At 35.1% G+C, this 25,498-nt stretch carries 24 protein-coding genes and 1 pseudogene; 18 read left to right on the top strand and 7 right to left on the bottom strand.

Annotation, left to right across the window (positions count from 1 at the left end):
- Positions 1-730 precede the first annotated feature (730 nt).
- The 12 genes from PZ898_RS06865 (at position 731) to PZ898_RS06810 (ending at position 11,764) form a co-directional block, all read left to right on the top strand.
- Positions 731-1,654, top strand: coding sequence for an AraC family transcriptional regulator (locus PZ898_RS06865; RefSeq protein WP_277695132.1), 924 nt, complete (start codon positions 731-733; stop codon positions 1,652-1,654).
- A gap of 277 nt (positions 1,655-1,931) precedes the next feature.
- The gene (locus PZ898_RS06860; protein ID WP_277695131.1) at positions 1,932-2,699 is read left to right on the top strand and encodes an alpha/beta hydrolase; all 768 of its coding nucleotides are present in this window, start codon (positions 1,932-1,934) and stop codon (positions 2,697-2,699) included.
- A gap of 466 nt (positions 2,700-3,165) precedes the next feature.
- Positions 3,166-3,939 (top strand): SDR family NAD(P)-dependent oxidoreductase, encoded by a 774-nt coding sequence (locus tag PZ898_RS06855; protein WP_216444312.1) that lies wholly within the window; start codon positions 3,166-3,168, stop codon positions 3,937-3,939.
- Between the two features lie 193 nt (positions 3,940-4,132).
- Positions 4,133-4,873 carry an SDR family oxidoreductase gene (locus PZ898_RS06850; protein ID WP_277695130.1) on the top strand — a complete coding sequence of 247 codons (741 nt, stop codon included), beginning with the start codon at positions 4,133-4,135 and terminating at the stop codon, positions 4,871-4,873.
- A gap of 35 nt (positions 4,874-4,908) precedes the next feature.
- On the top strand, positions 4,909-5,661 hold the full coding sequence (locus tag PZ898_RS06845; protein ID WP_216444314.1) for an SDR family oxidoreductase: 753 nt from the start codon (positions 4,909-4,911) through the stop codon (positions 5,659-5,661).
- Between the two features lie 107 nt (positions 5,662-5,768).
- Positions 5,769-6,092 carry a hypothetical protein gene (locus tag PZ898_RS06840; protein WP_216444315.1) on the top strand — a complete coding sequence of 108 codons (324 nt, stop codon included), beginning with the start codon at positions 5,769-5,771 and terminating at the stop codon, positions 6,090-6,092.
- 51 nt (positions 6,093-6,143) lie between these two features.
- Positions 6,144-6,866: an SDR family oxidoreductase gene (locus PZ898_RS06835; RefSeq protein WP_216444316.1), complete on the top strand. Its 723-nt coding sequence runs from the start codon at positions 6,144-6,146 to the stop codon at positions 6,864-6,866.
- Positions 6,867-6,907: 41 nt separating this feature from the next.
- Complete coding sequence (locus PZ898_RS06830) at positions 6,908-7,795, top strand: transglutaminase-like domain-containing protein (RefSeq protein ID WP_277695129.1); 888 nt, start codon at positions 6,908-6,910, stop codon at positions 7,793-7,795.
- A gap of 104 nt (positions 7,796-7,899) precedes the next feature.
- Positions 7,900-8,730 (top strand): SDR family oxidoreductase, encoded by an 831-nt coding sequence (locus tag PZ898_RS06825; protein ID WP_277695128.1) that lies wholly within the window; start codon positions 7,900-7,902, stop codon positions 8,728-8,730.
- Between the two features lie 8 nt (positions 8,731-8,738).
- Entirely contained in the window at positions 8,739-9,404 is a 666-nt protein-coding gene (locus PZ898_RS06820) for an SDR family oxidoreductase (protein WP_347176654.1), read from the top strand.
- A 210-nt stretch (positions 9,405-9,614) separates the two neighbouring features.
- A complete protein-coding gene (locus PZ898_RS06815) occupies positions 9,615-10,532 on the top strand; it encodes a helix-turn-helix domain-containing protein (RefSeq protein WP_277695127.1) in 918 nt (305 codons plus the stop codon).
- Positions 10,533-10,645: 113 nt separating this feature from the next.
- Positions 10,646-11,764 carry a serine hydrolase domain-containing protein gene (locus PZ898_RS06810; protein ID WP_277695126.1) on the top strand — a complete coding sequence of 373 codons (1,119 nt, stop codon included), beginning with the start codon at positions 10,646-10,648 and terminating at the stop codon, positions 11,762-11,764.
- Positions 11,765-12,328: 564 nt separating this feature from the next.
- On the opposite strand, the gene PZ898_RS06805 is transcribed toward PZ898_RS06810, so the two are convergent.
- The 4 genes from PZ898_RS06805 to PZ898_RS06790 all read right to left on the bottom strand — a co-directional run bounded on the left by PZ898_RS06805 (position 12,329) and on the right by PZ898_RS06790 (position 14,360).
- Positions 12,329-12,592 carry a heme oxygenase gene (locus PZ898_RS06805; protein WP_110010511.1) on the bottom strand — a complete coding sequence of 88 codons (264 nt, stop codon included), beginning with the start codon at positions 12,590-12,592 and terminating at the stop codon, positions 12,329-12,331.
- Between the two features lie 43 nt (positions 12,593-12,635).
- On the bottom strand, positions 12,636-13,433 hold the full coding sequence (locus tag PZ898_RS06800) for a hypothetical protein (protein ID WP_277695125.1): 798 nt from the start codon (positions 13,431-13,433) through the stop codon (positions 12,636-12,638).
- 229 nt (positions 13,434-13,662) lie between these two features.
- Positions 13,663-14,001, bottom strand: coding sequence for a cupin domain-containing protein (locus PZ898_RS06795; protein ID WP_277695124.1), 339 nt, complete (start codon positions 13,999-14,001; stop codon positions 13,663-13,665).
- 140 nt (positions 14,002-14,141) lie between these two features.
- Complete coding sequence (locus PZ898_RS06790; protein ID WP_277695123.1) at positions 14,142-14,360, bottom strand: hypothetical protein; 219 nt, start codon at positions 14,358-14,360, stop codon at positions 14,142-14,144.
- Positions 14,361-14,827: 467 nt separating this feature from the next.
- On the opposite strand from PZ898_RS06790, the gene PZ898_RS06785 reads away from it, so the two are divergent.
- Complete coding sequence (locus tag PZ898_RS06785) at positions 14,828-15,925, top strand: ionic transporter y4hA (RefSeq protein ID WP_277695122.1); 1,098 nt, start codon at positions 14,828-14,830, stop codon at positions 15,923-15,925.
- Positions 15,926-15,965: 40 nt separating this feature from the next.
- On the opposite strand, the gene PZ898_RS06780 is transcribed toward PZ898_RS06785, so the two are convergent.
- From PZ898_RS06780 to PZ898_RS06770, 3 genes and pseudogenes are all read right to left on the bottom strand, one after another.
- The gene (locus PZ898_RS06780) at positions 15,966-18,026 is read right to left on the bottom strand and encodes a glycosyltransferase (protein WP_277695121.1); all 2,061 of its coding nucleotides are present in this window, start codon (positions 18,024-18,026) and stop codon (positions 15,966-15,968) included.
- Positions 18,027-18,274: 248 nt separating this feature from the next.
- Positions 18,275-19,303, bottom strand: a pseudogene (locus PZ898_RS06775) (pesticidal protein Cry7Aa).
- Positions 19,304-19,435, bottom strand: a complete 132-nt coding sequence (locus PZ898_RS06770) for a hypothetical protein (protein ID WP_277695120.1) — start codon at positions 19,433-19,435, stop codon at positions 19,304-19,306. It abuts the pseudogene before it with no gap.
- Between the two features lie 165 nt (positions 19,436-19,600).
- On the opposite strand from PZ898_RS06770, the gene PZ898_RS06765 reads away from it, so the two are divergent.
- The 5 genes from PZ898_RS06765 (at position 19,601) to PZ898_RS06745 (ending at position 25,257) form a co-directional block, all read left to right on the top strand.
- Complete coding sequence (locus PZ898_RS06765) at positions 19,601-20,161, top strand: AraC family transcriptional regulator (protein WP_277695119.1); 561 nt, start codon at positions 19,601-19,603, stop codon at positions 20,159-20,161.
- Positions 20,162-20,667: 506 nt separating this feature from the next.
- Positions 20,668-20,937 (top strand): heme oxygenase, encoded by a 270-nt coding sequence (locus PZ898_RS06760; RefSeq protein ID WP_277695118.1) that lies wholly within the window; start codon positions 20,668-20,670, stop codon positions 20,935-20,937.
- Positions 20,938-21,041: 104 nt separating this feature from the next.
- Positions 21,042-21,473 carry a CinA family protein gene (locus PZ898_RS06755; RefSeq protein ID WP_277695117.1) on the top strand — a complete coding sequence of 144 codons (432 nt, stop codon included), beginning with the start codon at positions 21,042-21,044 and terminating at the stop codon, positions 21,471-21,473.
- Positions 21,474-21,833: 360 nt separating this feature from the next.
- On the top strand, positions 21,834-24,167 hold the full coding sequence (locus tag PZ898_RS06750) for a hypothetical protein (RefSeq protein WP_277695116.1): 2,334 nt from the start codon (positions 21,834-21,836) through the stop codon (positions 24,165-24,167).
- A complete protein-coding gene (locus PZ898_RS06745) occupies positions 24,160-25,257 on the top strand; it encodes a serine protease (protein WP_277695115.1) in 1,098 nt (365 codons plus the stop codon). Before PZ898_RS06750 ends, PZ898_RS06745 begins: the two co-directional genes overlap by 8 nt.
- Positions 25,258-25,498 lie beyond the last annotated feature (241 nt).

Here is a 25,498-nt window from a genome sequence, read left to right as displayed (position 1 = left end):
ATTGAAGGTAAATTAACATCCCGAATTAAATAAAGACTTTTAAGAATATCATCTAATTGGTGCAGAAAAGTGTATAGTTCCTATTCTTTAGTTATGATATACTTAAATGAAACGGATTTTATTTTTCTGACCTCATATTACTGCCATTTCTTATTTTCTTAAAATAGATTCACTAAAACAATAAAAATCCTAATCTGGCTTATTTTGGAATAAAAAAATGGCCCAATTTGGATTAAATTGAGCCATTTGGATGTTTGTGACCAAGACGAGCGTATCTTCAAACACTTTTATCGATGATTTGGTTCGATTAAGTCAAATTAAAAATGAATTATATCCCTCTAATTTATCTAATAAATCTTCTAACTTTTTTGTTTGATACAATTTAATTTTCAAAACTTGTAAAAATTAACATTGGAATAATGAGTGGTTAATTGGCTGTTCCAGCCTTGTACTCGTAACCGAAGAAATATCGAAACATTTGGTGCAAGATTTAGAAATTAATAAGCCTATCATGTTATAAAGACGAGTATATCTTAAAACATTTTTATCAATGAATTAGTTCGATTGTACCAAATTAAATAATACTTATTGAATCCATTTTTCTTCAGAAATATTCAGTATTTTAATTTGAAATTTGCTGTAAATTAGGATAAGCAAACCAATTCCTAATTTTATTAGTTTAAGTTTTCAAATTATTAAATTTGGAAGTCAAATTTGAAATGCAGTAAAAGTGGAATCAACAGACAATTTCGAATCTCATTCTCTATTTCAGCTGTACAAAGCACTAAACCTTCCTGTAGATCTGTTCGATCTCACGGAGGGATTCACTATTTTCAATTTAAGAGACATTCCGTTCAAACTTCCTTATCAATCTGCGTCTTACAGACCCAATTTTTTCTCTTTCTTGTTCGTAAAGAACGGAAGTGGAAGATATACAATCGATGAGCAAAGCTTTGAAGTTGAACCACATTCAATCTATTTTACCAATCCAAGTAATTATCGAACATTCAGCTGGAAGGAAATCGAGGATATTTTGTTAATTACTTTTGACGAAACCTTTCTTAAAAAATACATTGGAAAAGATGTCTACAATGATTTTCCATTTCTCCTTACTGAAACTGTACGGCCAAGAGTGTTGGCAGATGATTTTTTCAAAGAAGTCGGGGCGATTAATGTTCAGATATTAAATGAATACAGAAAAAGTACAACTTCAAAATATAAAATCATCGGTCATCTGTTAGCGGTACTTCTTTTTAAGATTAAAGAACATATCTGGAATGATTATAATCCCATCTACGAAGGAAATCGCAGTTCCCAGATTGTTATTTCTTTTAAAAGGATTTTGGAACGGCATTATCGTGATCTGAGTTCGGGTAAAGCGGATCAGGCTTTCAGGGTACAGGATTATGCGAATGCCCTCAATCTGCATCCCAATTATCTGAGTAGTGTTATCAAAAGCAAAACTGGGAAAAATATTACTGGCTGGATTGCCGAGAAAACACTTACAGAGGCAAAGTCCTTATTGCAAAATGGAGATATACCTATCAAAGAAATTAGCTACAGACTGGGATTTTCCGAAACCTCGCATTTCAGCAACTTTTTTAAAAAATATGAGAGGACCTCACCTGTTTTATATAGAAAATCTCATCACTAATAAGATGTTCTTTATTTCTAAATAACTTTTAACGACTCATTTTGCCTACTCAACGAAAACTACCTCAAATATTAATATTCCGGCCGAAATTTACATCATAAATTAAACCAATATAATAGAATATGATGAAAACAAAAATCGGAATTATAGAAATAATACAGATAACGGCTGCATAGATTATAGAACCAGAGATTCCATAACTGGGCTAGTGAAATTCATAAAGAAATTGCTTAGACAATATGATTTACACTTTAGATAAAATCATTATAAAAAAAATATGAAAACTATGTTTAAACTGCTATTAGTTATATTGATCACTTTTTGTGCAAGTTCAACAGGAGTTGTTTTTGCACAAAAATTACCGATTAAAAATATTGTTCTTGTTCATGGAGCTTTTGTAGATGGTTCCGGATGGGAAGGCATATATAAAGAACTTACAAAAAAAGGATATCATGTTTCTGTAACTCAACAGACTTTATTGTCTTATGTGGATGATGTAAAACAGGTAAACAGGATTATTGACCAGCAGGACGGCCCCTGTATTCTAGTAGGTCACAGCTATGGTGGAGCAATTATTACGACCGCCGGAAACAATCCAAAAGTTGCAGGACTTGTCTATCTTGCTGCACATGCTCCTGACGAAGGCGAATCTGAAGCAGACAACGCAAAAAAATATCCGTCTGCCTATAAATCTTTAATCAAAGGTGATGACGGATTTGATTACATCAACCCTAACAACTTTCCTTCAGATTTTGCAGGTGGTGTGGCAAAGGAGAAAGCCGATTTTATGGCTGTTTCTCAAACTCCGACAAAAGATTCGGTTTTTCATGCTATAATCCATATTCCTGCCTGGAAATCGAAACCCGTTTGGTATATGGTTGCAAAGGCAGATAGAATTATAAATCCTGATCTGGAACGTTTATACGCCGAAAGAGCGAAAAGTAAAAAAATAGTAGAAGTTCAGGGAGCTAGTCATTGTGTCTTTATGACGCATCCGAAGGAAGCAGCTGAACTGATCGTTGAAGCCAGTAAAGGAAGTCAATAAATTTAATTTTATTCCTGTAAACAAACATCCAGAATTTCTGACAGTAAAGGATAGAACCAGATATCAAAGGTTATATGACACGCCTTATCATACAGATATGGTAATAGCTTTCGATTTTTTGCCCTTCTCTTTTGCTGGTCTCTGCATTGATCATAATTATTTACTGTTGGAAAACAAATAATCCATATTATACGTGCATAAAAGCTTTAGATGAAAGCAAAGTAACTTACAACGTTATTATTCTATATAAATTTCATAGCACATACCAATTGCTGTTCTGTAATATTTGCAACTTTTGATTTAATATTTGCAAGAGACAAAGGTGCCGGCCCCAGTACCTTTGAATAACAAACATTAGCTGAATTGAATCCTTTTAGAGATATCCGGAAATTAAAAAAAATGCATTAGAAATTTTTAGATAAAAGGAGATTCAAATCGAAACCAATTAAATTAAAAAATTACAAATATGGGACGAATATTCATTACAGGATCTTCCGATGGCCTAGGTATGATGGCCGCAAAATTAATGATCCAGCAGGGACATCAGGTAGTGCTTCATGCTAGAAATCAGGATAGAGCCGAAGAAGCGCTTCAAGCAAATCCAAAATCTGAGGCGGTGTTGACTGGTGATCTCGCCAGTATTTCAGAAACCATCGATCTCGCTAAAGAAGTAAATAAACTCGGAAGATTTGATGCCGTTATCCATAACGCGGCGGTTGGCTACCGGGAATCTAGGAAAATTATGACTATAGATGGTTTACCGCACGTCTTTGCCATAAATAGCCTTTCTCCGTACATCCTTACCGCACTTATTGAGAAACCCAAAAGGCTTATTTATATGAGCAGCGGTCTTCACCGCGACGGAGATAGCAGTCTTAACGACCTTTTCTGGGAACAAAGAAACTGGAACGGTTTCCAGGCCTATGCAGATTCCAAATTACACAATGTTCTTCTTGCCTTCGCAATTGCCGGAAAATGGAAAGATGTCGCTTCAAATGCACTAGAGCCGGGCTGGGTGGCTACTAAAATGGGAGGGGCCGGTGCTCCGGACAGCCTTGCAGATGCCCCAGTGACGCAGGTCTGGTTAGCTTCTTCTATGGATAATGATGCACTTAAGTCGGGAGGATATTATTATCACAAAAAACCACAGACTGTGCATCCTGATGCCAGAAATACGGACATACAGGAGATGTTCATTAATAAATGCGCTGAGATATCAGGTATAGCACTTCCCGAATAACATACGCTTTCCTTAGGGCTGCAATTCTTTAAAATTTGCAACTCATCCTTTAATATTCGCAACAATACAGGGCATTGGTGATTATACCTTTGACCTAAGAAATTAAAATCTAACAACACAAAAAACGGAACTGCCATTGTAATCCTGAATATAAAAGGGACAGGTAAGTTTCATCAAACAAAAAATAAATAAAATGAAAAATTTAACAGAAAAAGTGGCAGTAGTAACCGGATCATCAAAAGGAATCGGTGCTGCTATTGCGCTAAAATTGGCACAGAAAGGTGCTAAAGTTATTGTGAATTACAGTGGCAACCAGGCCGCAGCAGATGAGACTGTATCACGTATCACTTCTACCGGAGGACAGGCTATTGCAGTCAAAGCTGACGTAAGCAGAAAAGAAGAAGTGGAATACCTTTTTGATAAAACCATTGAGCATTTTGGAAAAGTAGATATATGGGTAAACAATGCAGGAGTGATGTTGAATGCACTAATCAAAGATCTTTCAGAAGAACAGCTGGAAAAACAGCTGGATATTAATATAAAAGGTGTTTTTTACTCCCTGCAACAGGCGGCCACCAAACTTTCTGATAATGGAAGTATCATCAACCTTTCTTCAACGGTGACCCGGACTATTTTTGCGACTTATGGCGTATATGCTGCCACTAAAGCTGCTGTAGAACAGATGAGCCGCATTTTTGCCAAAGAAATTGGTTCAAGAGGAATCAATGTCAATTGTGTATTGCCCGGCCCTACAGGAACCGATTTGTTCCTTAACGGAAAATCTGAGGAACTGATCAAACAGCTTGCTTCTACGAATGCATTCGGTCGTTTGGGAACTCCTGAAGACATAGCGGAAGTGGTGGCATTTCTTGCATCCGACCAGGCAAAATGGATATCTGGGCAAAGCATAGGCGCCAATGGAGGGATGGCCTAAATAAATTTCTAAAATCAAAACTAAAATATTAAACAATGAACACCTTAGTAAACAAAGTAGCCTTGATTACAGGCTCAGGAAGAGGTTTGGGAAAAGCCATTGCAGAGCGTTATGCCGCTTTAGGTGCAGATATCGTACTGAATTACTCAAAAGATAAATCTTCTACAGATCAGGTAGAAAGCAATATCAGGGCGATGGGCGTAAAAGTTATTTCTATCCAGGCCGATGTCAGTAAAGTAGAAGATATTAAACGACTTTTCGCAGAAGCAAAAAGGGTATTCGGTAAAATTGATATCGTGGTGGCCAATGCCGGTATAGAAATGGTGGAAACGCCTGTAACAGAATTTACAGAAGAACAGTTTGACCGCCTGTTTTCAATCAACACCAAAGGAGCCTATTTCACGATGCAGCAGGCTGCACTAAATGTAGAGGATAACGGCCGTATTATTTATATTGCATCCAGTACTACGGCTTTTCCGGTTCCGGGTATGGCGGTGTACGGAGGAAGTAAAACCACACCACGATACCTGGTTGATGTATTGTCAAAAGAAATCGGGTACCGCGGGGTAACTGTCAATTCCATTATCCCTTTCGCGGTTGATCATTCCGGTATCTTCGCAGAGGAGGGAAGTTATCCTGAACTGAGAAAATCGCTGCTTGACAGTTGTCCGATGGGCCGTTTAGCAGAAGTGGAGGATGTGGCCAATGCAGCAGAATTTTTTGCGGGGAGTCTTTCTTCATTTGTTAACGGACAGCATTTATTGGTTAATGGTGGGGCCAACCAGTAAAATATCACGTAAAGAAGATGTATAGATTCTTATTGCCGATCCTGCTCATGATTAATTTATCTGCGTGTGGGCAAATGGGTAATCATAACCATAAAGCGACAACAATAATGGAATACGAAAAAATAAGCAACGAAAATGTCCGTGCTGCTATTGAGGCGTGGCAAAAAGCTGCCTCCAAAGAGTGGCTTTCCTATTTCAGTAAGAATGCAACCCTTCTTGATGATGGTCATTCAAGAGATTTCATGAAATTTTCAACCGAAGCAATTGGTAAAGAACGTTTTACCTCCATCGATAAAGTTGAAAACAGTAGTATGGATATTTATGGAAAATTCCATAGTGATACCTGGGGTGATTTCAAAACATACTTCAAATTCAGAATAGGTAAAGACGGAAAGTTCGACCAGCTGCAGATCGGACAGGCCAACTATTAATTGGTGGTAATAATTTTTTGTAGCATATTTTTTTAACATAAAGAATTAAAAATGAAAACATTAGAAAATAAAAGGATAATTGTTCTTGGCGGTAGTTCAGGACTTGGACTGGCAACAGCTCAGGCAGCAGCGGCGGATGGTGCAGAAGTGATCATTGTATCAAGCAATCAACAGCGAATTGATCAAGCGCTTGCAACCCTGCCGGAAAACAGTAAAGGTTTTGCCTTGAGCCTGGACAGGGAAGAAAATATAAAATCATTTTTCAGCAGTATAGGCAACTTCGATCACCTGGTTTATACTGCCGGCGAAAATATTTCAATGAGCATGGTTGATGATACCGATATAGAAAAAGGAAAGGATTTTTTCACCATTCGGTTTTGGGGTGCGTTTGCAGCGATTAAATATGGTAAACAATATATCAACGAAGGCGGAAGTATTAACTTAATGAGTGGCAATTTTGGGCAACGCCCTGCTGCCGGGTATAGTTTAGGTGCTACGATTTGTGGTGCTATGGACGCTTTTACAAAAGCGATGGCAGTAGAGCTGGCTCCAATACGGGTAAACAATATTGCCGCTGGTATCATAGACACAAACCTATGGGGTAACCTACGCCAAGAAGACAAAGAAAGCTTTTTCAGTCATTTGGAAAAAACACTTCTGCTAAAAAGAGTGGGACAGCCAATAGATGTTGCAGATACGTTTGTATTCCTTATGAAGCAGGAATATATAACCGGACAATCATTGATCATTGATGGAGGAGCAGTATTGGTTTAGCAAACAAAATTATGAATGCATTGATACTTAATTAATGATTTATGAGAAAAAACTGTAAGTTAGCCTTATTAGGCCTTTTTATAACGGGTTGGGCATCTGCGCAAATCGATACACCCGAACTCGGAGAACTTCGTCAGGGAAAGGAATATAATATTTCTCAGAAGCAGACCTTTCCTGATTTCTCTTATCAGTCTTCTGACCATGAAGATCTAACAAAGATCCGAACAAAATACGGTCTTGATGCCATTGCAGGAAAAGGAAGTGATATTGAAAGAGCAAAAAGACTGTTGAAGTGGTTCCATGAAGAGGTCCCTCACAATGATGCCCCGAATATCGAATCCCTAAACGCCATAAGCATTATTGATAGCTACCGAACTAAAAAGCAGGCGCATGGATGCTATCCGCTTTCCATTGCGATGAATGAAGTGTTCCTGGCCATGGGATTCCAGTCCAGAACCGTGATCTGCTTTTCAGGGAGATACCCCAGCCCGGAAGGAGGACATGTCATCAATTCTGTTTATATCCCTTCCCTAAAGAAATGGATCTATATGGATCCACAGGATAATGCTTATATAATGGATGAAAAAGATAATCTGCTCAGTATTGCGGAAGTACGAGAACGCTTAATAAGCGGAGGAGTATTAAAACTTAACGCAGACGCAAACTATCATGGAAAGGCTGACGATCTTAACGATTACCTCTACACCTTTATGGCCAAAAATCTTTATAGGCTGATCTGCCCGCTGAAAAGTGAGTTTGGCTCGCAGACGCGTGCAAAAGGAAAAACAATACAATATGTAGAACTCCTGCCGATAGCCAGTAAAGATCCGGTCGTTGATGGATTTGAAACAAATACAAATGCTAAAACAGGCGTCAACGTCATTAATTTTCACACTAATAATGACAGGCTTTTCTGGAAAAAACCATAATCCTCATTTTGGATTATCAATCCCTTAATCTGGTTTATTCGTTGGCCGATATGCAGTAGATATTTGCAGTATCAAAAGTGTTAAACAAATTAAATATCAAAAAAATGAACAAAACAGTATTGATCACTGGAACATCATCAGGCTTTGGAGCCGCAACTGCAAATTATTTCGCTGCTAAAGGCTGGAATGTTATCGCAACAATGAGAGATACCACTAAAGATGGAAATCTCGACAAGTCAGAAAATATCTTTGTTACTCAATTAGATGTTCAGGATAAGAATTCTATTGATAGAGCAATCGCTGAGGGAATAAACCACTTCGGAAATATTGATGCAGTGGTAAACAATGCGGGATATGGTCTTTTCGGAATTTTTGAAAGTGCATCCCGTGAAGCTATCCAAACCCAATTTGACGTGAATGTATTTGGGGCAATGGATGTAACAAGAGCCGTTTTACCTCATTTTCGTTCCCAAAAATCAGGTACTATTATCAATATCAGTTCAGGTGCCGGTGCCATCGGTTTTCCTATGGCTTCGATTTACAGTTCATCCAAATTTGCCTTGGAGGGATGGACTGAAGGATTAAGGTATGAATTGACGTCATTGGGTATTGCTGCAAAAATCATTGAACCGGGTGGAGCACCGCAGACCGGCTTTATGAACCGTATGGGTGATGAAGGTTTAGGCCTACAATTGATCGAAGATTATCTTCCTTTTTTAGAGCAGATTGGTAAAGTTTATGGTGGAATGGCGGGAGCTGCAGATACTGATGCAGTAGAAAAAGTGGTACAAGCGATTTACGAAGCTGCCACTGACGGAACTGATCGTTTGCGCTATTCTCCTACTAACGACATCAAGCCTATTCTGAACGCACGAAGAAATACTTCTGAAGATGAATATCAAGCGTTTACAAACAATATTTTCCTATCCAAATAAGCAGATCAATGAAAACGATATTTATAACCGGGGCTTCTTCCGGATTGGGGAAGGCAACTGCAAAATTACTGGCATCAAAAGGATGGAATGTAATTGCAACAATGAGGCATCCCGAGAAAGAAACTGAACTGAACCAAATCAAAAACATCCATATTCTTCCGTTGGATGTAACGGATCTTTCATCCATTGAACAGGCAGTTGCGGCGGCTGTTCAGATTGGGCCTGTAGATGTGGTGTTCAACAATGCAGGGTACGGCCTGACAGGTCCATTAGAAGGGTATAAAGATGAACAAATCACGCGACAGTTCAATACTAATGTTTTGGGAGTTGTCCGGGTAACAAAGGCTTTTCTTCCTCATTTAAGGGAAAAACGTAGTGGCTTAATTATCAGCACAACTTCTATAGGCGGATTGGTCGCATTCCCGTTTTCTTCCATTTATCATGCGACGAAATGGGCTGTTGAAGGGTGGAGCGAAAGCCTGTCTTTCGAGCTTGCTGCCCATGATATCCAGGTAAAGACCATCTCGCCTGGCGGAATTGCTACAGATTTTATGAGCAGGTCGCTGGATCTTGGCATGAAGCTTATTCAGAACAGTTTGACAAGTTCCTGGCAAGTTTTGAAAACAGTGAAAGTCCGCTTCAATTTTCAACTCCTGAATCTATTGCCTCTGTAGTTTACGAAGCCATAACGGACGGTAAAGACCAGCTCCGTTACCTGGTGGGCAATGATGCCATATCGACGTATCAGCACAGGTTAAACATCGGGGCTGAAGAATTCAGAAAACAGATTGCAAAAGGACTGGAGGGTTAAAATCTATTGTAGTTAAAAATGGCTAATTTTAAACGGTCAATTCATGTATAATAAAAATTCTTAAAATTAAATCATGATCGATAAATCAGTTAAAAGAAAGGAACTGCATTATTTTAAGTCAATTAGTGATTTATGTAGAGGGCTGGGGGTTGCCGGCCCTTTACATCCGCTTATCGTTTCTGTAAACCACACTGATATTTCTCGGGAATCAGAAGTGAAATATCTTGTTCACGACTTTTATATGGTATCCTATAAAAGTAACTTGAAGGGCAAATTGAAATATGGACAGGGGTACTATGACTTTGATGAAGGGGGATTAATATTTGTAGCTCCGGGACAGGCTCTTGCGGTCGCTGATGATGATAATTGTAGTGGATTGAGCCTTTTTATCCATCCGGATTTTTTTGCGGGGCATCCACTTGCCAGGTTAATGACAAAATTCGGATTTTTCGGTTACAATATAAATGAAGCCCTTCATCTTTCAGAAAAAGAAAAGAACAAAGTATTGCACATTTTTGAAGATATCAAAGAAGAAATCGAAACAGTAATAGACGATACAAGCCAGGAACTGATCATTTCATACTTGGAAGTTTTGCTTAATTACAGTAACCGCTATTATAAACGGCAGTTTATCACGAGAAAGGCAATAAACAGCCCTTTGATAGAGCGGTTTGAAACGCTGCTTAACAATTACTATGGAGATGAGGAATCAACACAGAAAGGTATTCCATCAGTTAGTTATTTTTCAGCAAAGTTGCATGTATCATATGGTTATTTGGGTGATCTACTAAGAAATATGACAGGAATGAATACACAGCAGCATATCCACGCTAAATTGATCGAAGTTGCTAAACAAAAGCTGTCGACATCGGAACTTACTGCTGCCGAAATTGCTTATGAGCTGGGATTTGAGTATCCGCAATCATTTAATAAACTTTTCAAAAACAAAACCGGACTGACCCCACTGCAATTTAGGGAACAGCTTAATTAACCTCCACATCAACCGTAAAAAACAACTTTACAAAGTTCAGGAAACAATAGTTAATCAAATTTTTATTTCCTGCTTTTCAATAACTCTGTCCCCCCAAAAATAAAATAATAATAATGAACACCGTTAAAAATCTTAAGGTCATATTTCTGATTATCCTAGCAGCTTCAAATTCGTACGCACAAGATATACAGCAAAAAATAAAAGACATTGTTGACTCCACTTACGCTGCCGATCCAAAAGCTGTAGGTTTTGCATTATATGTGGAAGCCCCGGATCAAAATCTTTTCTTCAGTTATGCTGTTGGATATTCAGAAAGGGAAACAAAGCAGAAATTAACAGCAGATCAGCCCGTACTGATTGCGAGTACAACCAAACCTTATGTTGCGGCCACCATCTTGCGATTGGCTGAAAAAGGAAGATTGGATATCAATCAACCGCTAAAAAAATATCTTACTTCAAAATCTGATCAGGTATTATCAAATGCTGGCTACAATACAAACAGCATCACCTTAAAACATCTTTTATCCCATACATCAGGTATAAGAGACTATGTGGATGAAGGATATTTTAAATTTATCGGAGAACATCCGCAACATGCGTGGACACGGGAGGAGCAGATCATAAGAGCAGCTGGACTAGGTAAACCACTGTCAAATCCTGGCGAAGGTTTTCACTATGCTGATATCAACTTTGTATTACTTACTGAAGTTATAGAGAGTGTGACACACCAGCCGTATTACAAAACGATGAGAAAACTGCTGGGCTACAAAAAGCAAGGTTTGAAAGTTACCCGGTTTGCAAAATTTGAAAATGCACTTGAAAATACAGCTCCACAGACTCATCAATATTGGGATCAATTTGGATGGGATACCTATAATCTTGATCCTTCTTGGGATTTGTATGGCGGAGGTGGAATCGTAACCAATGTGAAAGAAATGGCTATTTTTTTTCAACAACTTTTTGGTGGTAAGATTATAAAAAACAAAAATGTTCTCGCTCAGATGACAACCGATGTACCGCCAAATTTGGAAATCAATTATTGTCTTGGTATCCGCAAAGTTAAGTATGCAGGGTTTTTAGCGTACAATCACGGAGGCGGATTGGGAACAGATGCCGTTTATATTCCTCAGTTGAATGCTTCTATAGCAGTCGTGGCTCTGGAAGCAGGCCATCGTCCTGTAGCAGTTGAAATCAGCAAGAAAATAGCAGGTTTACTTAACGGCAATAAATAAAGCAATTATATACTTTAATGTATATAATTTTTAAATAAAAAATGGCGCCAGCTGAAGACAGCTGGCGCCATTTGGCTCTTGGTGACCAAGACGAGCGTATCTTCAAACAATTTTATTGATGATTTGGTTCGATTAAGCAAAATTAAAAATGAATTATGTCTCCCCAATTTATCATACAAATTCTATTAGACTTTTGTTTAATGCAATTAAGTTTTCAACACATGTAGAAATTACTGTTGGAATAATAACTGTCTATTTGGCTGTTCGTTCTTGTACCCATAAACGAAGAGATCTCGAAACATTTGGTAGGAAATTTAAAAAGGATCTATAGAAATCCTTATCGTTTAATAAGTCTTCTTTGTCTATCATAACTATGTAATGGTTAAAAAATAATAAAAAATTATTTCCGTAAAATTTTTTGAGCTCTAAGGGACTCAAAATTTTCCAGAATAACTTTTTAACTTAAATAGTTAATGAGACACTACCAAAAAAATAATAGTAATGATAGTATATTGGATTAATTCCATTTATTTCCTTATCTGAATAGGGTTTGATTAGTAATTGTCAAATAACATCATAATCATTCACTCCCAAAACAAAGTAATGTTCAATTATTTTTTGAGCTTTCTTGCACATCGATAAAAGATCATTTACTGATGTGTTGTCGAAACTAAAGTCATCATGCGTTTTCACAATATATTCAGTTACTATTTCAATATTCATTAAATCAATTTCTGTTACATCGGTTTTCAGCCTATTTTCTTCTTTGAAGAAAGGAATTTTACGGAAAATAGAATCGTTAAACCGAAAGAGATGTATTGTTTTCATTATAAACTATTTAATAGGATGGAAAATTTAGGTTGATGCTTTGTCAAGAAAGTTTATCTTTTATTTTTCTGTAGATCCTTTTTTTAGTTAAAGTACGTTCTGATGGTAATGGGTACAAGCCGCCTGAAAGGATATACAATAAGCTGCCCCAAAAGTTATTTTTCCTACATAATTCATGACTGTAGTTAGTTAATATTTTTATGTATTCGTGTTCATATTCCTTTGCTTCCTGTAATGTGTAATTTTCTGAAATATCTTTAATAATATCCATAACATTTTGGTTAAAGGTTTTAGGTGAATATTTTTCTATAAAGTCTAATTCAAGCCTGCACATCCCGATAAGTGGAGTAAGTAAAGAAAAAATTTCATTGTAAAAATTATCAATATTTACCTTCCAAGATAATCTTTCTTCTTCCGGTAAAACCTGAATAGTCAACAGAATAAGTTTTTTATGGATTACTTCCATTTCATCTGTGTAGAATTTGTTTTGCTGCCAGAATATGACTGAATTGATTTTATTTTTTTTAATAATATTTCCCAGTATATATTCAAACTGGATTCTAATATTCTTTATGTTCTCACTCAGGTCTTCTAAAACAGACTGCCACAGGTTATGCTGGCTTAAACTGCAATATGTGCTAAATATCAATCTTGATTTGTTAATAAGCTGCTGTAATTCTTTTAACATTCTAAGAATTTCTTTAGCGTCTCTTTCTAAGGTGATGTTGGTATTTCGCAGATAGAACAGAGAGGTAAACTGGGAATAATAGGCTCTTCTTGAAATATTTTTTTTATTTCTGAGTTCCAGTTTGTTCTTTGGATGCTTGATTAACTTTTTCATTAGAATTTTATTGTAGATCATTTTTCTTCATAGTTCCTTTTTCAAAGGATTTTTGTTGTATGATAAGGAAACAAGATATTGTCTTTAATCTTTTATCGTAATATTTTTTTCTGAGAAAGAAAAAAATAATGGAGTTTCATCTAGAAGTTCATACAGTTCAGAAAATTCTTTTTGGATTTCAACAGTCTTTTTAAATATCTTTTTCGTTAAAATAAATATAGTGTTTAGATTATTCATAGCCGCTTTTTATTATTGTTACTATCATCTTAAAGCGCTTGTTTCCTTTTATTGAATGACGTTTATGGGCAGGAACGATAATGCATTCACCTTCTTCCGTAAAGTAAGAAGCTCCGTCTATAATGATTTCAGCTTTACCTTCAATGATCTGTGCAACAGTATCGAAAGGAGATATCTTTTCAGATAACCCTACTTTGTCATCAAAAGATAAAACACTGATATTACCGGTCAGTTTTTCAAGTATATTTTTACTGACTACAGAATTTGGAATGTAATCTACAATCTGGCCTGTAATATATACTTTCGATTTTTCAAGTTCTCTATGATTCATCACTGTGGGTTTAAACATAAAAAGAGCAGATAGTATTGTAAATAAAAGGGACAGAACTGTCTCATATTCCATCCCTTTTTCCAGTGAAAGCGTTTGATAAATATATCTTTTCATTGGCTTTAACTGTCCTTGAAAACAATTTATGAAAGATTGATTTCTTTGATAATATTGAGAACTTCTTCACGATTTTTTCTTAATCTGTTTCCGATTCTTTCCAGCATTTCCTTTTCTTTACCTTCTTCAAGCTTCAGGTCGTGGTCCGTTAATATTGAAAATTTTTCCTTTAATTGTTTTGACTGTTCAATCCAGTCTCCAGGAGTTTTGAAAAATTTGTCGCCTTTGTTGTGGTTTGTGTCCATAAAGTAGGTTTTATTGTAACTTCATTGCTACAATACAAAGTTGGGCATTTATTAATCTATTGTATTACAGATTGTTTCTTTTATGTTGCACATATCACACTTTTATAAAATTCCAGCTTATTTTGAACATCTGAAATGTGGTTGATCATAAAAGCAGTGTTTGATGACTCCTTATGAAGTAATGGAGGTGGTTAAGTCTAGGAAATGATTACAAACTTAAAATACTGCTCAATAATTCCAAATAGGTGATTGATTATTCGTATCTTGCTGAATAATTGCATTGAACTGACAATCTGGACTCTAAAGAACCAGCGTATTCACTTCTTTTCTTTCATTATTTAATACTTCCGGCATACCTCTCTGTTCCGCTTCAAATCATTTATAAAACTGTTTTTGAAAAGGAGAGTATAAATCTGCTGATTCTCTCCAAAAGAGAATTCAATGGTAAAAAAATTATTAATGTTTTTATGTATATAAAAAAATATTTAAGGATGTGGACATTTTTGATTCCTATCCTGGCATGGTTCTCTTATGTTGGAAATTCTGTTTTTTCTTCAGGGTATTACTCTGTGATTCTTACTTTATTTTTAATAGGAAGTGTTTTAGCTGCGGTGTACCATTCCGAAGTTATTGCGCATCGTTTGGGGGAACCATTTGGAACTTTGCTTTTGGCATTTGCCATTACAGTCATAGAAGTAGGACTTATTATTTCCATTATGATGGGAGCAAAAGGTTTAGAAACCATTACTCTTGCCAGAGATACGGTTTTTGCTGCAGTGATGATAATCCTTACGGGAATCATTGGAAGCTGTATTGTGATAGGATCCTTGCGATATAGAGAGCAGAGCTTTACCTTACAGGGAGTAAGTACGGCACTGATTACACTGACCTCTGTTATTATTTTTGTGCTTATTCTGCCCAATTATACGGTAAGTCACCTCGGAGGCGAATACACGTCACTCCAACTGCTTTTTATCGCCTTGATTTCTTTAGGGCTTTATCTTGGATTTACCATGATCCAAACTTTTAGACATCGAAGCTTTTTCATTTCTCCACAAAACAAATTATCCAAGAATCTGCCTGTAGAAAGCAATAGTAAAATAATTTCCACAAAACAATTGTATATCAATTGTATATTGTTAATTTTATCCCTGGGAATAGTCGTTTTGCTGGCAAAACTTCTTTCAAAGGATGTTGAACATATAGTTGTTTCTGTGGGTGCCCCCAAATCTCTTGTAGGTATCATTATTGCTGGTATTGTTCTGCTTCCGGAAGGTCTGGCTGCATTCAGAGCTGCAAAAAGTGATCAGATCCAAACCTCATTAAATTTGGCTTTTGGTTCAGCTTTGGCGAGTATCGGACTAAGTATTCCTGCGATTGCCATTATATCTGTAATAACCGGTATAAGAATGACATTGGGGATAGATATCAAATCAACAATACTTTTAGGACTGTCGCTTTTTATTATTACTGTTTCACTGGCAACAGGAAGAACTAATATCATGCAGGGAATTGTATTGATCGCTATTTTTTTAATTTATCTTTTTATTACAATCGTGCCATAAGCTATGATGCCTTAATCATTATGATGGTAATTGAAGGTTGTTATTTTGGGAAACAGAGCCTTGCCATGAGATAGCTTACCGTTGATTCCGCTCCCTGATTGAGATTAACATTTTTTTCTTCAAGGCCATCATAACATCCACCCGTTGCAGGGTTGTAAATAATCTGATGTAAATGATTTTTTCCTAAAAACCAGCTAAAAGCATTTCTCATCATCTGCAAATATTTTTCATCCTTTAAAACCTTGTAGAATGTAGATAAGGCCAGTATGGTGTACGCAACATCAATAGGCTGCTCACCACCAATTGATTCAGTACTTTTAATCGTTTCTTTGTGCAACCATCCTTTATTGGATATTACTTTGATTCCTCCCTTAATAAATATTTTAGAAAGCAGAAACTTGAATGATTCATTGGCAACCTGCTTATACATTTCGTCTTGGGTCGTAATCCATGCACACAATAAAGCTTCAGGGATTACACTGTTTCCATAGGTAAGATAGCTTTCAAACCAATGCCAGTCTCTATGTTTTTCGTGCTGATACATTTTAACCAGCCGATTGGCCAGCTTTTTCAATAATGGAATGTTGTCTTCAGCGTTTTGATAATACAATCCCTTGATGATAAAAGCCATTGCACGGGTAGAGTGTATTTTATCAATAGACGGAAGACTTTTTTCGATAATTGATTCCGCTTCATCAGAAAGCTGCTGCGGTAAAATAGCTTTTATGGATAGAAGATTGCCCAGTGCCCAGATAGCCCTTCCATTGGAATCTTCAAGATTTGTTTCATAATTCTGCTGAGCAAATTCCTTGTTTTGATTCACATAGTTAAGAAAACTACCATCCGGTTGTTGACAAAACTTAATAAATTTTAGATAAGTGGAGATTAAGTCTAGGTCAGATTCATCTCTGCTCAGCTCATAATGTCTGCAGGCTACAATCATAGCCCGGGCATTATCGTGTAAAGTATACCCGGAATTGATATCAGGTTTGTTGATTTTAGAAAATTGAATCATCCCAAAATCCGTCGTCATATTTTTGACATGGCTTAGATTAATGTTGGGGAATGTATAATGTAATGTCATTTTATCTTTGCTGTATTGTTGAAATAATAGGGCGTGCGAAATAGAAGAATTCTCCCATGCTGTGGGAGCCATTTTTTCTAAACTATTTGATCGTAATTTTTCCTGTGCGGTTTCATTTTTCAATAATGTATTCACGGCAGCAGCAAGCTGTTTAGGAGCTTCAAAATCAATAATGATTCCCAGGTCTTCATTCAGTACTTCCAAAGCGTGGGGAATAGGTGTGGAAATAATTGGACATCCGCAGCTGATGGCATACGAAAAAGTACCGCTTACTGCCTGATTTCTGTCTTTTGAAGTGAAAAGATAAATATTGGTAAGCTGAAGATAATCCAACAGCTTATCTAGAGGCAGGTATTGATTGATAAAATAAGTATGATTTTCCAAATGAAGCCTCTTAACAGTATCTTCCAAAAAATCACGATATTTCTCACCTTCATATTTAATGATGCCGGGATGCGTTTTTCCAATAATCAGAAACATTACATCCGGGTTTTTGGAAATGATTTCAGGCAGAGCTTCTAAGGTGGTTTCAATATTTTTCCCCGAACCCAGTAAACCAAAGGTTGAAAGAACTTTTTTATCTTTAAATCCGTATTTCGTTTTCAGTGAAATTTTATCGATAAATGGCAGTAAATGGGTGCCGTGGGGTATCACTTTAATTTTATCAGGTGGTATATCATAATCATTGTTCAGTATATCCGCAGAAATACTGGTCATTACAATAATAGATTTTACAAAACTGCTGATTTCTTTTACCTTTTCTTTTAATTCCCGATCCGGCTTCGGAAGAACGGTGTGAAAAGTAATGATGATATCTTTTTCTGTATTTTGAAGAAAAAGCAGTAATCCATTGGGGGTTTCGTTGAAAAATCCAAATTCATGCTGGAGCATAAACAGTTGAATATTGTTATTCTTATTGATTTTATCAGCCAGCTCCAGATAAGACACGGCATCGGATGTATTTAAGCGATATTCTGGATCATCTTCATATTGATAATGCTCATCCTCAGTTTCCATTGGGCAGATGCTGATGCTATATGATTCTCTAAATTTTAATATAAGGGATTGTATCAAGTCCTGACAGTATATTGCAATACCGCATACCTTTGGAGGAAAAGTGCTTATAAAGATAATTTCAGGTATATAAATTGTGTTTTTATTACTTTGTAAAGGTTGTCTTTTTGTCTTTTCCTCCACGTCTGATTTTATATTTTTATTCATATTGATATTTATTTTAAATCTGACATTCTGTATAAAATGGTCAATTATGATGTGTACTGTAGTAACTCCTTTATTAATTCAGGGATGCTTAAAGAAACAATAGCTATTCTTTTGTCTGCAGCGCCATAGTAAATATGGAGTGTATCTCCTTCTACGATGGCTCCGGTAGGGAAGCAGACATTGTTCACTTCTCCCTTCTGTTCCCATTCTTCATCGGGCTTGAAAAGAGGATAGGGAAGTCTTGAAATTTCTTTTTCAGGAGTATCAAGGTCTAGTAAAGCAGCACATGCGCTGTAAACATATCCTTCAATGGTGTCATGTACACCATGGTAGATTAAAAGCCATCCATGTTCAGTTTCTATAGGGGGGCATCCACCGCCAATATAGCTTACTTCATGCTCATATTTGGGAGATAATACAATATGTTCTTTAAAATGAAGGAAGTAGTCTTTCCAGAAATCAGGATTCAGGTCTTCAATATTTTCTATCCTTACAATTTGGATATCAGGCCTTATGCGATGTAGAAAATAAAGCTTACCATTAATTCTTCTTGGAAAAAATATCACATTTTTATCCCAAAGGAAGACCTCTTTATCCTTTATATGAGTATGCGGGAGTTTGTTGAAACGTCTGTACTTTTCTCCTATTTCACCTTGAGATTCTGCTAAAAGCTTAAACTTTTTGTATGGAATTTTTGGCACAATGATTCCTAGCTTTTGCCATTATATTAGATCCTTAGATACGGCAAGTGCACCTAATGCATTAACCCCGTCATAACTGGTATAAGTAAGGTAAAATAAGTGATCGATTTTGACAATTCTTGGATCTTCAACACCATGTTTTTCGTATTCAAATTCAGGGATAATTACCGGATTGCTGAGTCGTATTTCAGGAGTCTTATAATCTGAGAGTATACAGTACCCGATACTCGAGAAGTTATTCCTGGCAACAGCCCTGTACAATAAATGTATTTTTCCGTTATCCTTAATAACTGCGGGGTTTAAAACACCTTCACTCTCAAAGTCTAATGTCGTTTTTCTGAGTATAATTCCGTCTTTTTTCAGGGATACCATTTAGTTGCTGGTATTTTGGGCTTCGTTTTCCCTGTCTCTTCGTTTATTCATTTTTTCTTCCCGTTTCTCTTTTACGGATTTTGCGGGTGGAGTTTTATCTGATTTCTTTTTTCCGTCTTTTTCTTTTGACATTGTGAAATATTTTTTGTTACCTGTAAATTTCAATCATTAAAAAAGGAAAGCTTTGCAATTGTCTTTTAATTTGTTGTATAAATCATAGATATTTCCGGTTTAATAGACTAACTTTGGATAAATGACTGTTAATGAAATAATTGACAGATGTAAATAGTAAGGGAGATGAAGTTGTATGTAAAATATATGGTAAGTTTGCGCTGCAAAATGGTTGTCCATCAGGAATTGGAAAGATTGGGTATTAAAAATGCTGTCGTTGATTTAGGGACAGTAGAATTATTGGATGATATCAGTGTTGAACTAAGACAAATTCTGAAAGAAAATTTGCTTAAAACAGGACTTGAAGTATTAGATGATAAAAAAAGTATCCTGATAGAAAAAATAAAAAATGTAGTCATAGAAATGATTCATTATTCAGATGAACTCCCAAAAGAAAATTTCTCAGATTATGTAAGTGAAAAATTAGGATATGATTATACCTATCTGGCTAATACCTTTTCAGAAGTGAAAGGAATGACACTCCAGCATTTTATCATTATTAATAAAGTAGAAAAAGTAAAAGAATTACTCTTGTATGATGAACTTAATCTTACCGAAATCTCTTATAAACTCAATTATAGCAGTGTGGCCCATCTCTCTAATCAGTTTAAAAAAATCACAGGACTTTCCCCCTCATTTTATAAGCAGTTAAAACAAAGACGTCTTGGAAATTTAGAAGACTTATAAATGTGTGATATATGTAAGATTATTTTGGATATATATAGCTTAATATATACTGAAACGGCCATCTTTGTAGTATAATAATCAGGAATTCACCAAATCCATAAAGTTTATATCACCATAAATAGTGCAATTTTTAGACTGGAAAATAGAGTGAACAGTTGAAAGTATGCATCAGACAAAATGCTGTTCTCCAGTATTTGAAAACATCGTAGTAGTAAAAAATACTGGAAAAGCCAACATACACCATGATAAAATTAATAGACTTAATGGTTCTCAACTTTGATAATGAGCATATTAAAATCCCAATAAAATAGTAGATCTGTTTTCAGAAGGTTTTAATTAATTTAGGATAGGAACCTATGGTTTCTGTCCTTTTTATCCATGTTGATGTGATGATATATAATGAATTTCATCAACTTAGTCCATAAAAACTGTTTGAACATTTATGAGTAAACAACATGTTTAAATACAAAACAGACTTTCTTATTATCACTTTAACATCAAGAGTCATGAAAACAATACACCTTTTTCAGTTTAAGAATTCCATTACCCGGAAACCTCCTTTTTTTAAGGAAGAATGTAGATTAGATAATTTAAATGATTTAATGGTCTATGATCTGATGAACACCGAAAAAGTGACTGAGTTCATTATTGAAGTTCATGATGATTTTATTTTTGAAGATATGGCCATAGAAGATCTTTTGTCAATGTGCGAAAATGCCAGAGAAATGATTGAGCATTATTTTGTTACAACCATGAATGATTATGACGTCATCTGAATATTGATTTCAGCAGCATAAAAATTTTTTTGATCAACATACATAATAGACCCCATGAAATTTCAGCAAGTTTACTTGATTATATAAGTACTTCACTCATTACAATGAATGAAACAGTTTCTATAGCAGAAAGCGTAACCTCAGGATTAATACAGCTGGCTTTTTCCCAGATGCCTAATGAAAGGCTGTTTTACAAAGGAGAAATAACAACCTTTACTTTGCCTGAAAAAGCTAAATTCTTAGGTATCAATAAAATTGAAGTTCAGAGAAATGGTTTTGAAACCACAAAAATGGCTGATACAATGGCTGTAAAGACAGCTGAATCATTTGGAACAGATTGGGGAATTGCATCTACGGGATATGCTGCATCTGGAAGAAATTCGGGATTTAAAGTGTATTCATTCTGTTCATTCAGTTACAAAGGAGAAATTGTACTTTCCAAACGTATAGAACTTCATAATAAAGCTCAGGCACTGGATGCACAGTTGTATTATACCGAATTTATTTTAGGCTGTTATAAAAGTGCATTAAATTAAATATTAATTTAAACTTGTCATTTATTTTTGCCTAGCCCCAACTTTTGCACCTGATCCAAATTATTTAGATATAATTTTTTTTAATAATTACAAATTTAATTATTGATAATAATAAAAATAGCGCCAGCTGTCTTCAGTTGGCGCCGTTTGGCTTTTGGTGACCTCGACAGGACTCTATCCAAACCATTTATTAGTAGATATAGATAATATTTTGAAGGTTATAAGCGGTTAATAATTTTTGTAGTACTTTACGTTCTAATGTTTTTAATAATTTGTATGTTTTTGAAATATAGATTGTTGTGTGAAAAAAAATATTGCTTTGATAGCGAATAAAACTTATCTTAGTGAAAACTTTATACCATGGCTAACCGAATTATGAGAATGGGTTTACTTACTGTATTCTTTAAGTATGTGCTTAAACAAATGTGGTTACATTTCGGAATCATATTTTTTTCATACAAAGAATCATTTGTTAAGCGAGAAAAGGTCCTTCTTAAAACTTACTTATTATTTTTTCTTCTTATCTCTTTTAGTTTATCTGCTCAAAGATCTGCTCCAGTTGCCGGTGACGCAGCAACGCTTACAGACTACCTTTTCAAAAATTATAGTGCAGGAAATCCTGAAACCTTAATGGAAGATATTGCTGCTGATCGTAGTAGAGTGATTGCGATTTTTAAGACTTATGCTATAGACCTGATGGATGATAAGAATAATAAAAATTCGGGTAAAAAAAACGAATCTATTACTACATTAAGATTAGAATTTCTGCAATTGCAACAAGATTATAATAAACAAATCGCGGATAACAAAGAACCAGATATTTCTAAACTTACAAATAAAAAAGCGCAGTATTATGATGCGGTTGCTGAAAATGATATTGATCAATTAGTATTATTAAAGAAAAATGATAGTTTAAAGAAAAATGAATTTTTGTTTTCAGTAGTTGAAAAATTTGAAAAAAAATATATTGCCTTAAGAGATCAACAAACAGATGTTTTGGCACAAAACAACTACATGCAGTCTATGCAGAAGTCAGTTCCTTTTATCGGTGGTGATTTACTTATTGATGGTATAGATGGTTTGAGCCGGTTTTTAGCAAAGCGAATAAAAGAAGAATTGACTTTAAATGCTGTTGAGAATATTCAAAAATATCTCGAGAATAAAGAGAAAAAGGATTATCTATATGAGCTTGAGGCTGTGCTTCCTGTGACTGTAAATTATTTAAAAACATTTGAAGCCGATCAGATTTTAAAATTCAGTGATGATCTAAAGCAGTATATAGAACAGGATTTAAAAAATATACTTAAAAATGCACAGAATCTGAAAAATACTCCTAGAGTAATGTGTGCAATAAAGAATAATCCGGATGTTGATTTTGCGTTTGAAGGATTGGAAGTTATTGATCAGATCTCAAAAATGAAAAGTCCGATAGATTATTTTTCAATGCTTGAAAACAGCAGAAACTTACAGCGATTGGCAAAACAAGGAGGTGAGAGAAAAAAAATTGCAGATGCATTGGCACTTTCTACAATGCTTGCTTATAGCTTAACGATTATAAAAGATGGCGAAGTCAGATTTATAACGACTGATTTTGTAGCCAGCTATGGCAGCCGTGAAGATTTTATAAAGCTTTACTTTGGTTTTCTACATCAGCAAAATAAAAAGTATTTTAATAATACTCTTGTAGACCTATCATCTATTGTACAGACAAATACAAATTTTTCGAAAGGACAAAATTATTTTAGAACACAGATCACACCTGTCGCAGAAAATGCAGAAAGATTATATAGCCAATATCTTGAAATCAAAAGAAAAAATAAGAATAATGAAGATGTCCCCTACAAAGAGATGTATGGTCTGGTAAATGATGTAATCTCGTTTGCTGAAGAAACAGTGAAATCTGGAGACGAATTACTGGAATTAGTTCCAAACGCGGGTACTCAAAATTACAGCCAGAAATTAATCAGTTATTTCAAAATAGCTCATTTAGCCAATAATATAATGTTGGATCTTGATGAAAAGAGATACACAAATGCTATTACCAAAGCAGTTGAGATTCCTTCACAATTTATTAAATTAAGTCCGCTTACAGATTCGGAAAATAAAGAGCGAAACAATGTAATCAAACTCATTCATTTTATAAATGATATTGCCATATCGGATTCTCCTGAAGCTTATGAAAAGGCTATAGAATCTTACGTACTACCTGTAGGAAGTTCATCGCTTAAAGAAAAGACAAAATCTTACTATTCAATAAATTCATATCCTGGGATATTAGGAGGCTTAGAAAAAAGTAATGGAAGATCTGCTGTAGGATTTGTGGGGCTTACTGCGCCTGTAGGTTTGTATATTCAGCCTTGGTCAAATATCAATAATAAAGTTACATGGGGTTTCTTTGTTCCTATTATCGACATTGCGGCTCCGGTACGACTGCGACTTGATAAAGACAACGATACACAAACTTTGCCGGATTTTGAATTTGCCGATATATTGGCACCTGGATTTTATGTTTCTGTAGGTTTTAAGAACAGTCCTTTTGCATTTAATGTAGGATTACAATACGGACCAAAACTGAGAAATATTCCTGTAGGAGATTCGTCGTCTTTTACGTCAGTTGAGTCTTATAGAATTGGTCTTGGTCTTACTATCGATATTCCTTTAGTGACTATTTCATCACGATATGAGAATGACTAACAAATATTTACTTCTTTTGATTCTATGTTTTATTTCAAATAATACATATGGACAAAAAGATAAAAAAGATAGTATTAAAGATAAAACAATTGAATCAAATTTGAGAAGAGAAGTTCAACAGAAATTAACTGAATTTAATTTTACACAGGAACAGCTGAATCAGTTGAATTATAAAGTCATAGAAAGTCCTTTAGAAAGATTCGGATTAGTTAAAGCAGTAAAAGAATTATCACTTTATTCACTCATTGTTTCTGATACTGAAAAGGATAATAGTAAGCCGAAATATAATCAAAAAAGATTAACAGGTCCTTCACAATACGATAGTAGAATTGAGCTTTTACAATTAAGAGAAGAAGAAAATTGGGAAAAACAGATATTGGAAAATGCTGAGTCTGTTGGAATGTTAGTAGAAATTGAAAAGCTTACACAAATATCAAAAGATTTTTATGAGTTGGATGTATCACAAAGTTTGGCAAGCCGATACCAGTTATGTGCTTCTGAACCTTTTGGACATCAATCAGTAGTAGGTACAGGAACTGTTTTTATCTTTACGGAAAAGTCAGTTCTTACCGCATTGCACGTGCTAGAAAGACCTTTAAAACACTACGCAATAGTTTTTGGGTTTCGCGTGGTTTCTAAAAGTAATGCTGAAGAAATTATTATAAATAAAGATGATATTTACTATCCGCAGTCAGTGGCGAATAAAAATACAGATATTGATTTGGTAGAAATTAAGGTCGACAGAAATTTCAACCGGCGTATCTTAGAATGGGAAAAATCTGATGCCAACAGAAAAGACAGCGATGAAATCTATATGTTGGGACATCCGTTGGGATTACCTATGAAATTAGCAATAAATGCAAATATTATAGAAAATAAGGATCCGTTTTATTTTTATACATCGTTAGATAGTTTTCAGGGTAATTCAGGTTCACCAGTATTTAATTTAAAAACAAATAAAATTATTGGGATTTTGGTTTCCGGAGAAGTGGATTTCAAATTTAATGGCAGCTGTAATTATAGCCCTCTTTGTGCATATCCTTATTGTAAAGGTGAGAAAGTTATTAAAATCGAACGGTTTGTAGAGTAAATATAAACTTTTATAATATTTTATGTATTGGAAGTGTACAAGTGGTGAAAGATAATGTTTAGATTGTAAAATCTAAATTATTAGTGTTTATAACTTCAGTGTGAAATTAATTAAAAATACATTTTTTTGATATTACACTATATAGAAAAACTTTGAAATGTAAATCCTAATTAATCTATAAATCTTTTTGTTAGCTATAAGGAAAATATCGTTCCATCTCCAAGTAGATTTAAAATGCCAA

It is taken from the genome of Chryseobacterium sp. WX (assembly GCF_029542485.1).
In the GTDB taxonomy this organism is placed as follows: Bacteria; Bacteroidota; Bacteroidia; order Flavobacteriales; family Weeksellaceae; genus Chryseobacterium; species Chryseobacterium cucumeris.
The sequence above is the reverse complement of the archived record's forward strand: the minus strand, read 5'-3'. Positions and strand labels throughout refer to the sequence as shown.

Coding starts and splice junctions, on each gene's coding strand:
- PZ898_RS06860 (WP_277695131.1), top strand. CDS start 1,932: ATGAAAACTATGTTTAAACTGCTATTAGTTATATTGATCACTTTTTGT.
- PZ898_RS06855 (WP_216444312.1), top strand. CDS start 3,166: ATGGGACGAATATTCATTACAGGATCTTCCGATGGCCTAGGTATGATG.
- PZ898_RS06850 (WP_277695130.1), top strand. CDS start 4,133: ATGAAAAATTTAACAGAAAAAGTGGCAGTAGTAACCGGATCATCAAAA.
- PZ898_RS06845 (WP_216444314.1), top strand. CDS start 4,909: ATGAACACCTTAGTAAACAAAGTAGCCTTGATTACAGGCTCAGGAAGA.
- PZ898_RS06840 (WP_216444315.1), top strand. CDS start 5,769: ATGGAATACGAAAAAATAAGCAACGAAAATGTCCGTGCTGCTATTGAG.
- PZ898_RS06835 (WP_216444316.1), top strand. CDS start 6,144: ATGAAAACATTAGAAAATAAAAGGATAATTGTTCTTGGCGGTAGTTCA.
- PZ898_RS06830 (WP_277695129.1), top strand. CDS start 6,908: ATGAGAAAAAACTGTAAGTTAGCCTTATTAGGCCTTTTTATAACGGGT.
- PZ898_RS06825 (WP_277695128.1), top strand. CDS start 7,900: ATGAACAAAACAGTATTGATCACTGGAACATCATCAGGCTTTGGAGCC.
- PZ898_RS06820 (WP_347176654.1), top strand. CDS start 8,739: ATGAAAACGATATTTATAACCGGGGCTTCTTCCGGATTGGGGAAGGCA.
- PZ898_RS06815 (WP_277695127.1), top strand. CDS start 9,615: ATGATCGATAAATCAGTTAAAAGAAAGGAACTGCATTATTTTAAGTCA.
- PZ898_RS06810 (WP_277695126.1), top strand. CDS start 10,646: ATGAACACCGTTAAAAATCTTAAGGTCATATTTCTGATTATCCTAGCA.
- PZ898_RS06805 (WP_110010511.1), bottom strand. CDS start 12,592: ATGAAAACAATACATCTCTTTCGGTTTAACGATTCTATTTTCCGTAAA.
- PZ898_RS06800 (WP_277695125.1), bottom strand. CDS start 13,433: ATGAAAAAGTTAATCAAGCATCCAAAGAACAAACTGGAACTCAGAAAT.
- PZ898_RS06795 (WP_277695124.1), bottom strand. CDS start 14,001: ATGAATCATAGAGAACTTGAAAAATCGAAAGTATATATTACAGGCCAG.
- PZ898_RS06790 (WP_277695123.1), bottom strand. CDS start 14,360: ATGGACACAAACCACAACAAAGGCGACAAATTTTTCAAAACTCCTGGA.
- PZ898_RS06785 (WP_277695122.1), top strand. CDS start 14,828: ATGTATATAAAAAAATATTTAAGGATGTGGACATTTTTGATTCCTATC.
- PZ898_RS06780 (WP_277695121.1), bottom strand. CDS start 18,026: ATGGAAACTGAGGATGAGCATTATCAATATGAAGATGATCCAGAATAT.
- PZ898_RS06770 (WP_277695120.1), bottom strand. CDS start 19,435: ATGTCAAAAGAAAAAGACGGAAAAAAGAAATCAGATAAAACTCCACCC.
- PZ898_RS06765 (WP_277695119.1), top strand. CDS start 19,601: ATGAAGTTGTATGTAAAATATATGGTAAGTTTGCGCTGCAAAATGGTT.
- PZ898_RS06760 (WP_277695118.1), top strand. CDS start 20,668: ATGAAAACAATACACCTTTTTCAGTTTAAGAATTCCATTACCCGGAAA.
- PZ898_RS06755 (WP_277695117.1), top strand. CDS start 21,042: ATGAATGAAACAGTTTCTATAGCAGAAAGCGTAACCTCAGGATTAATA.
- PZ898_RS06750 (WP_277695116.1), top strand. CDS start 21,834: ATGGCTAACCGAATTATGAGAATGGGTTTACTTACTGTATTCTTTAAG.
- PZ898_RS06745 (WP_277695115.1), top strand. CDS start 24,160: ATGACTAACAAATATTTACTTCTTTTGATTCTATGTTTTATTTCAAAT.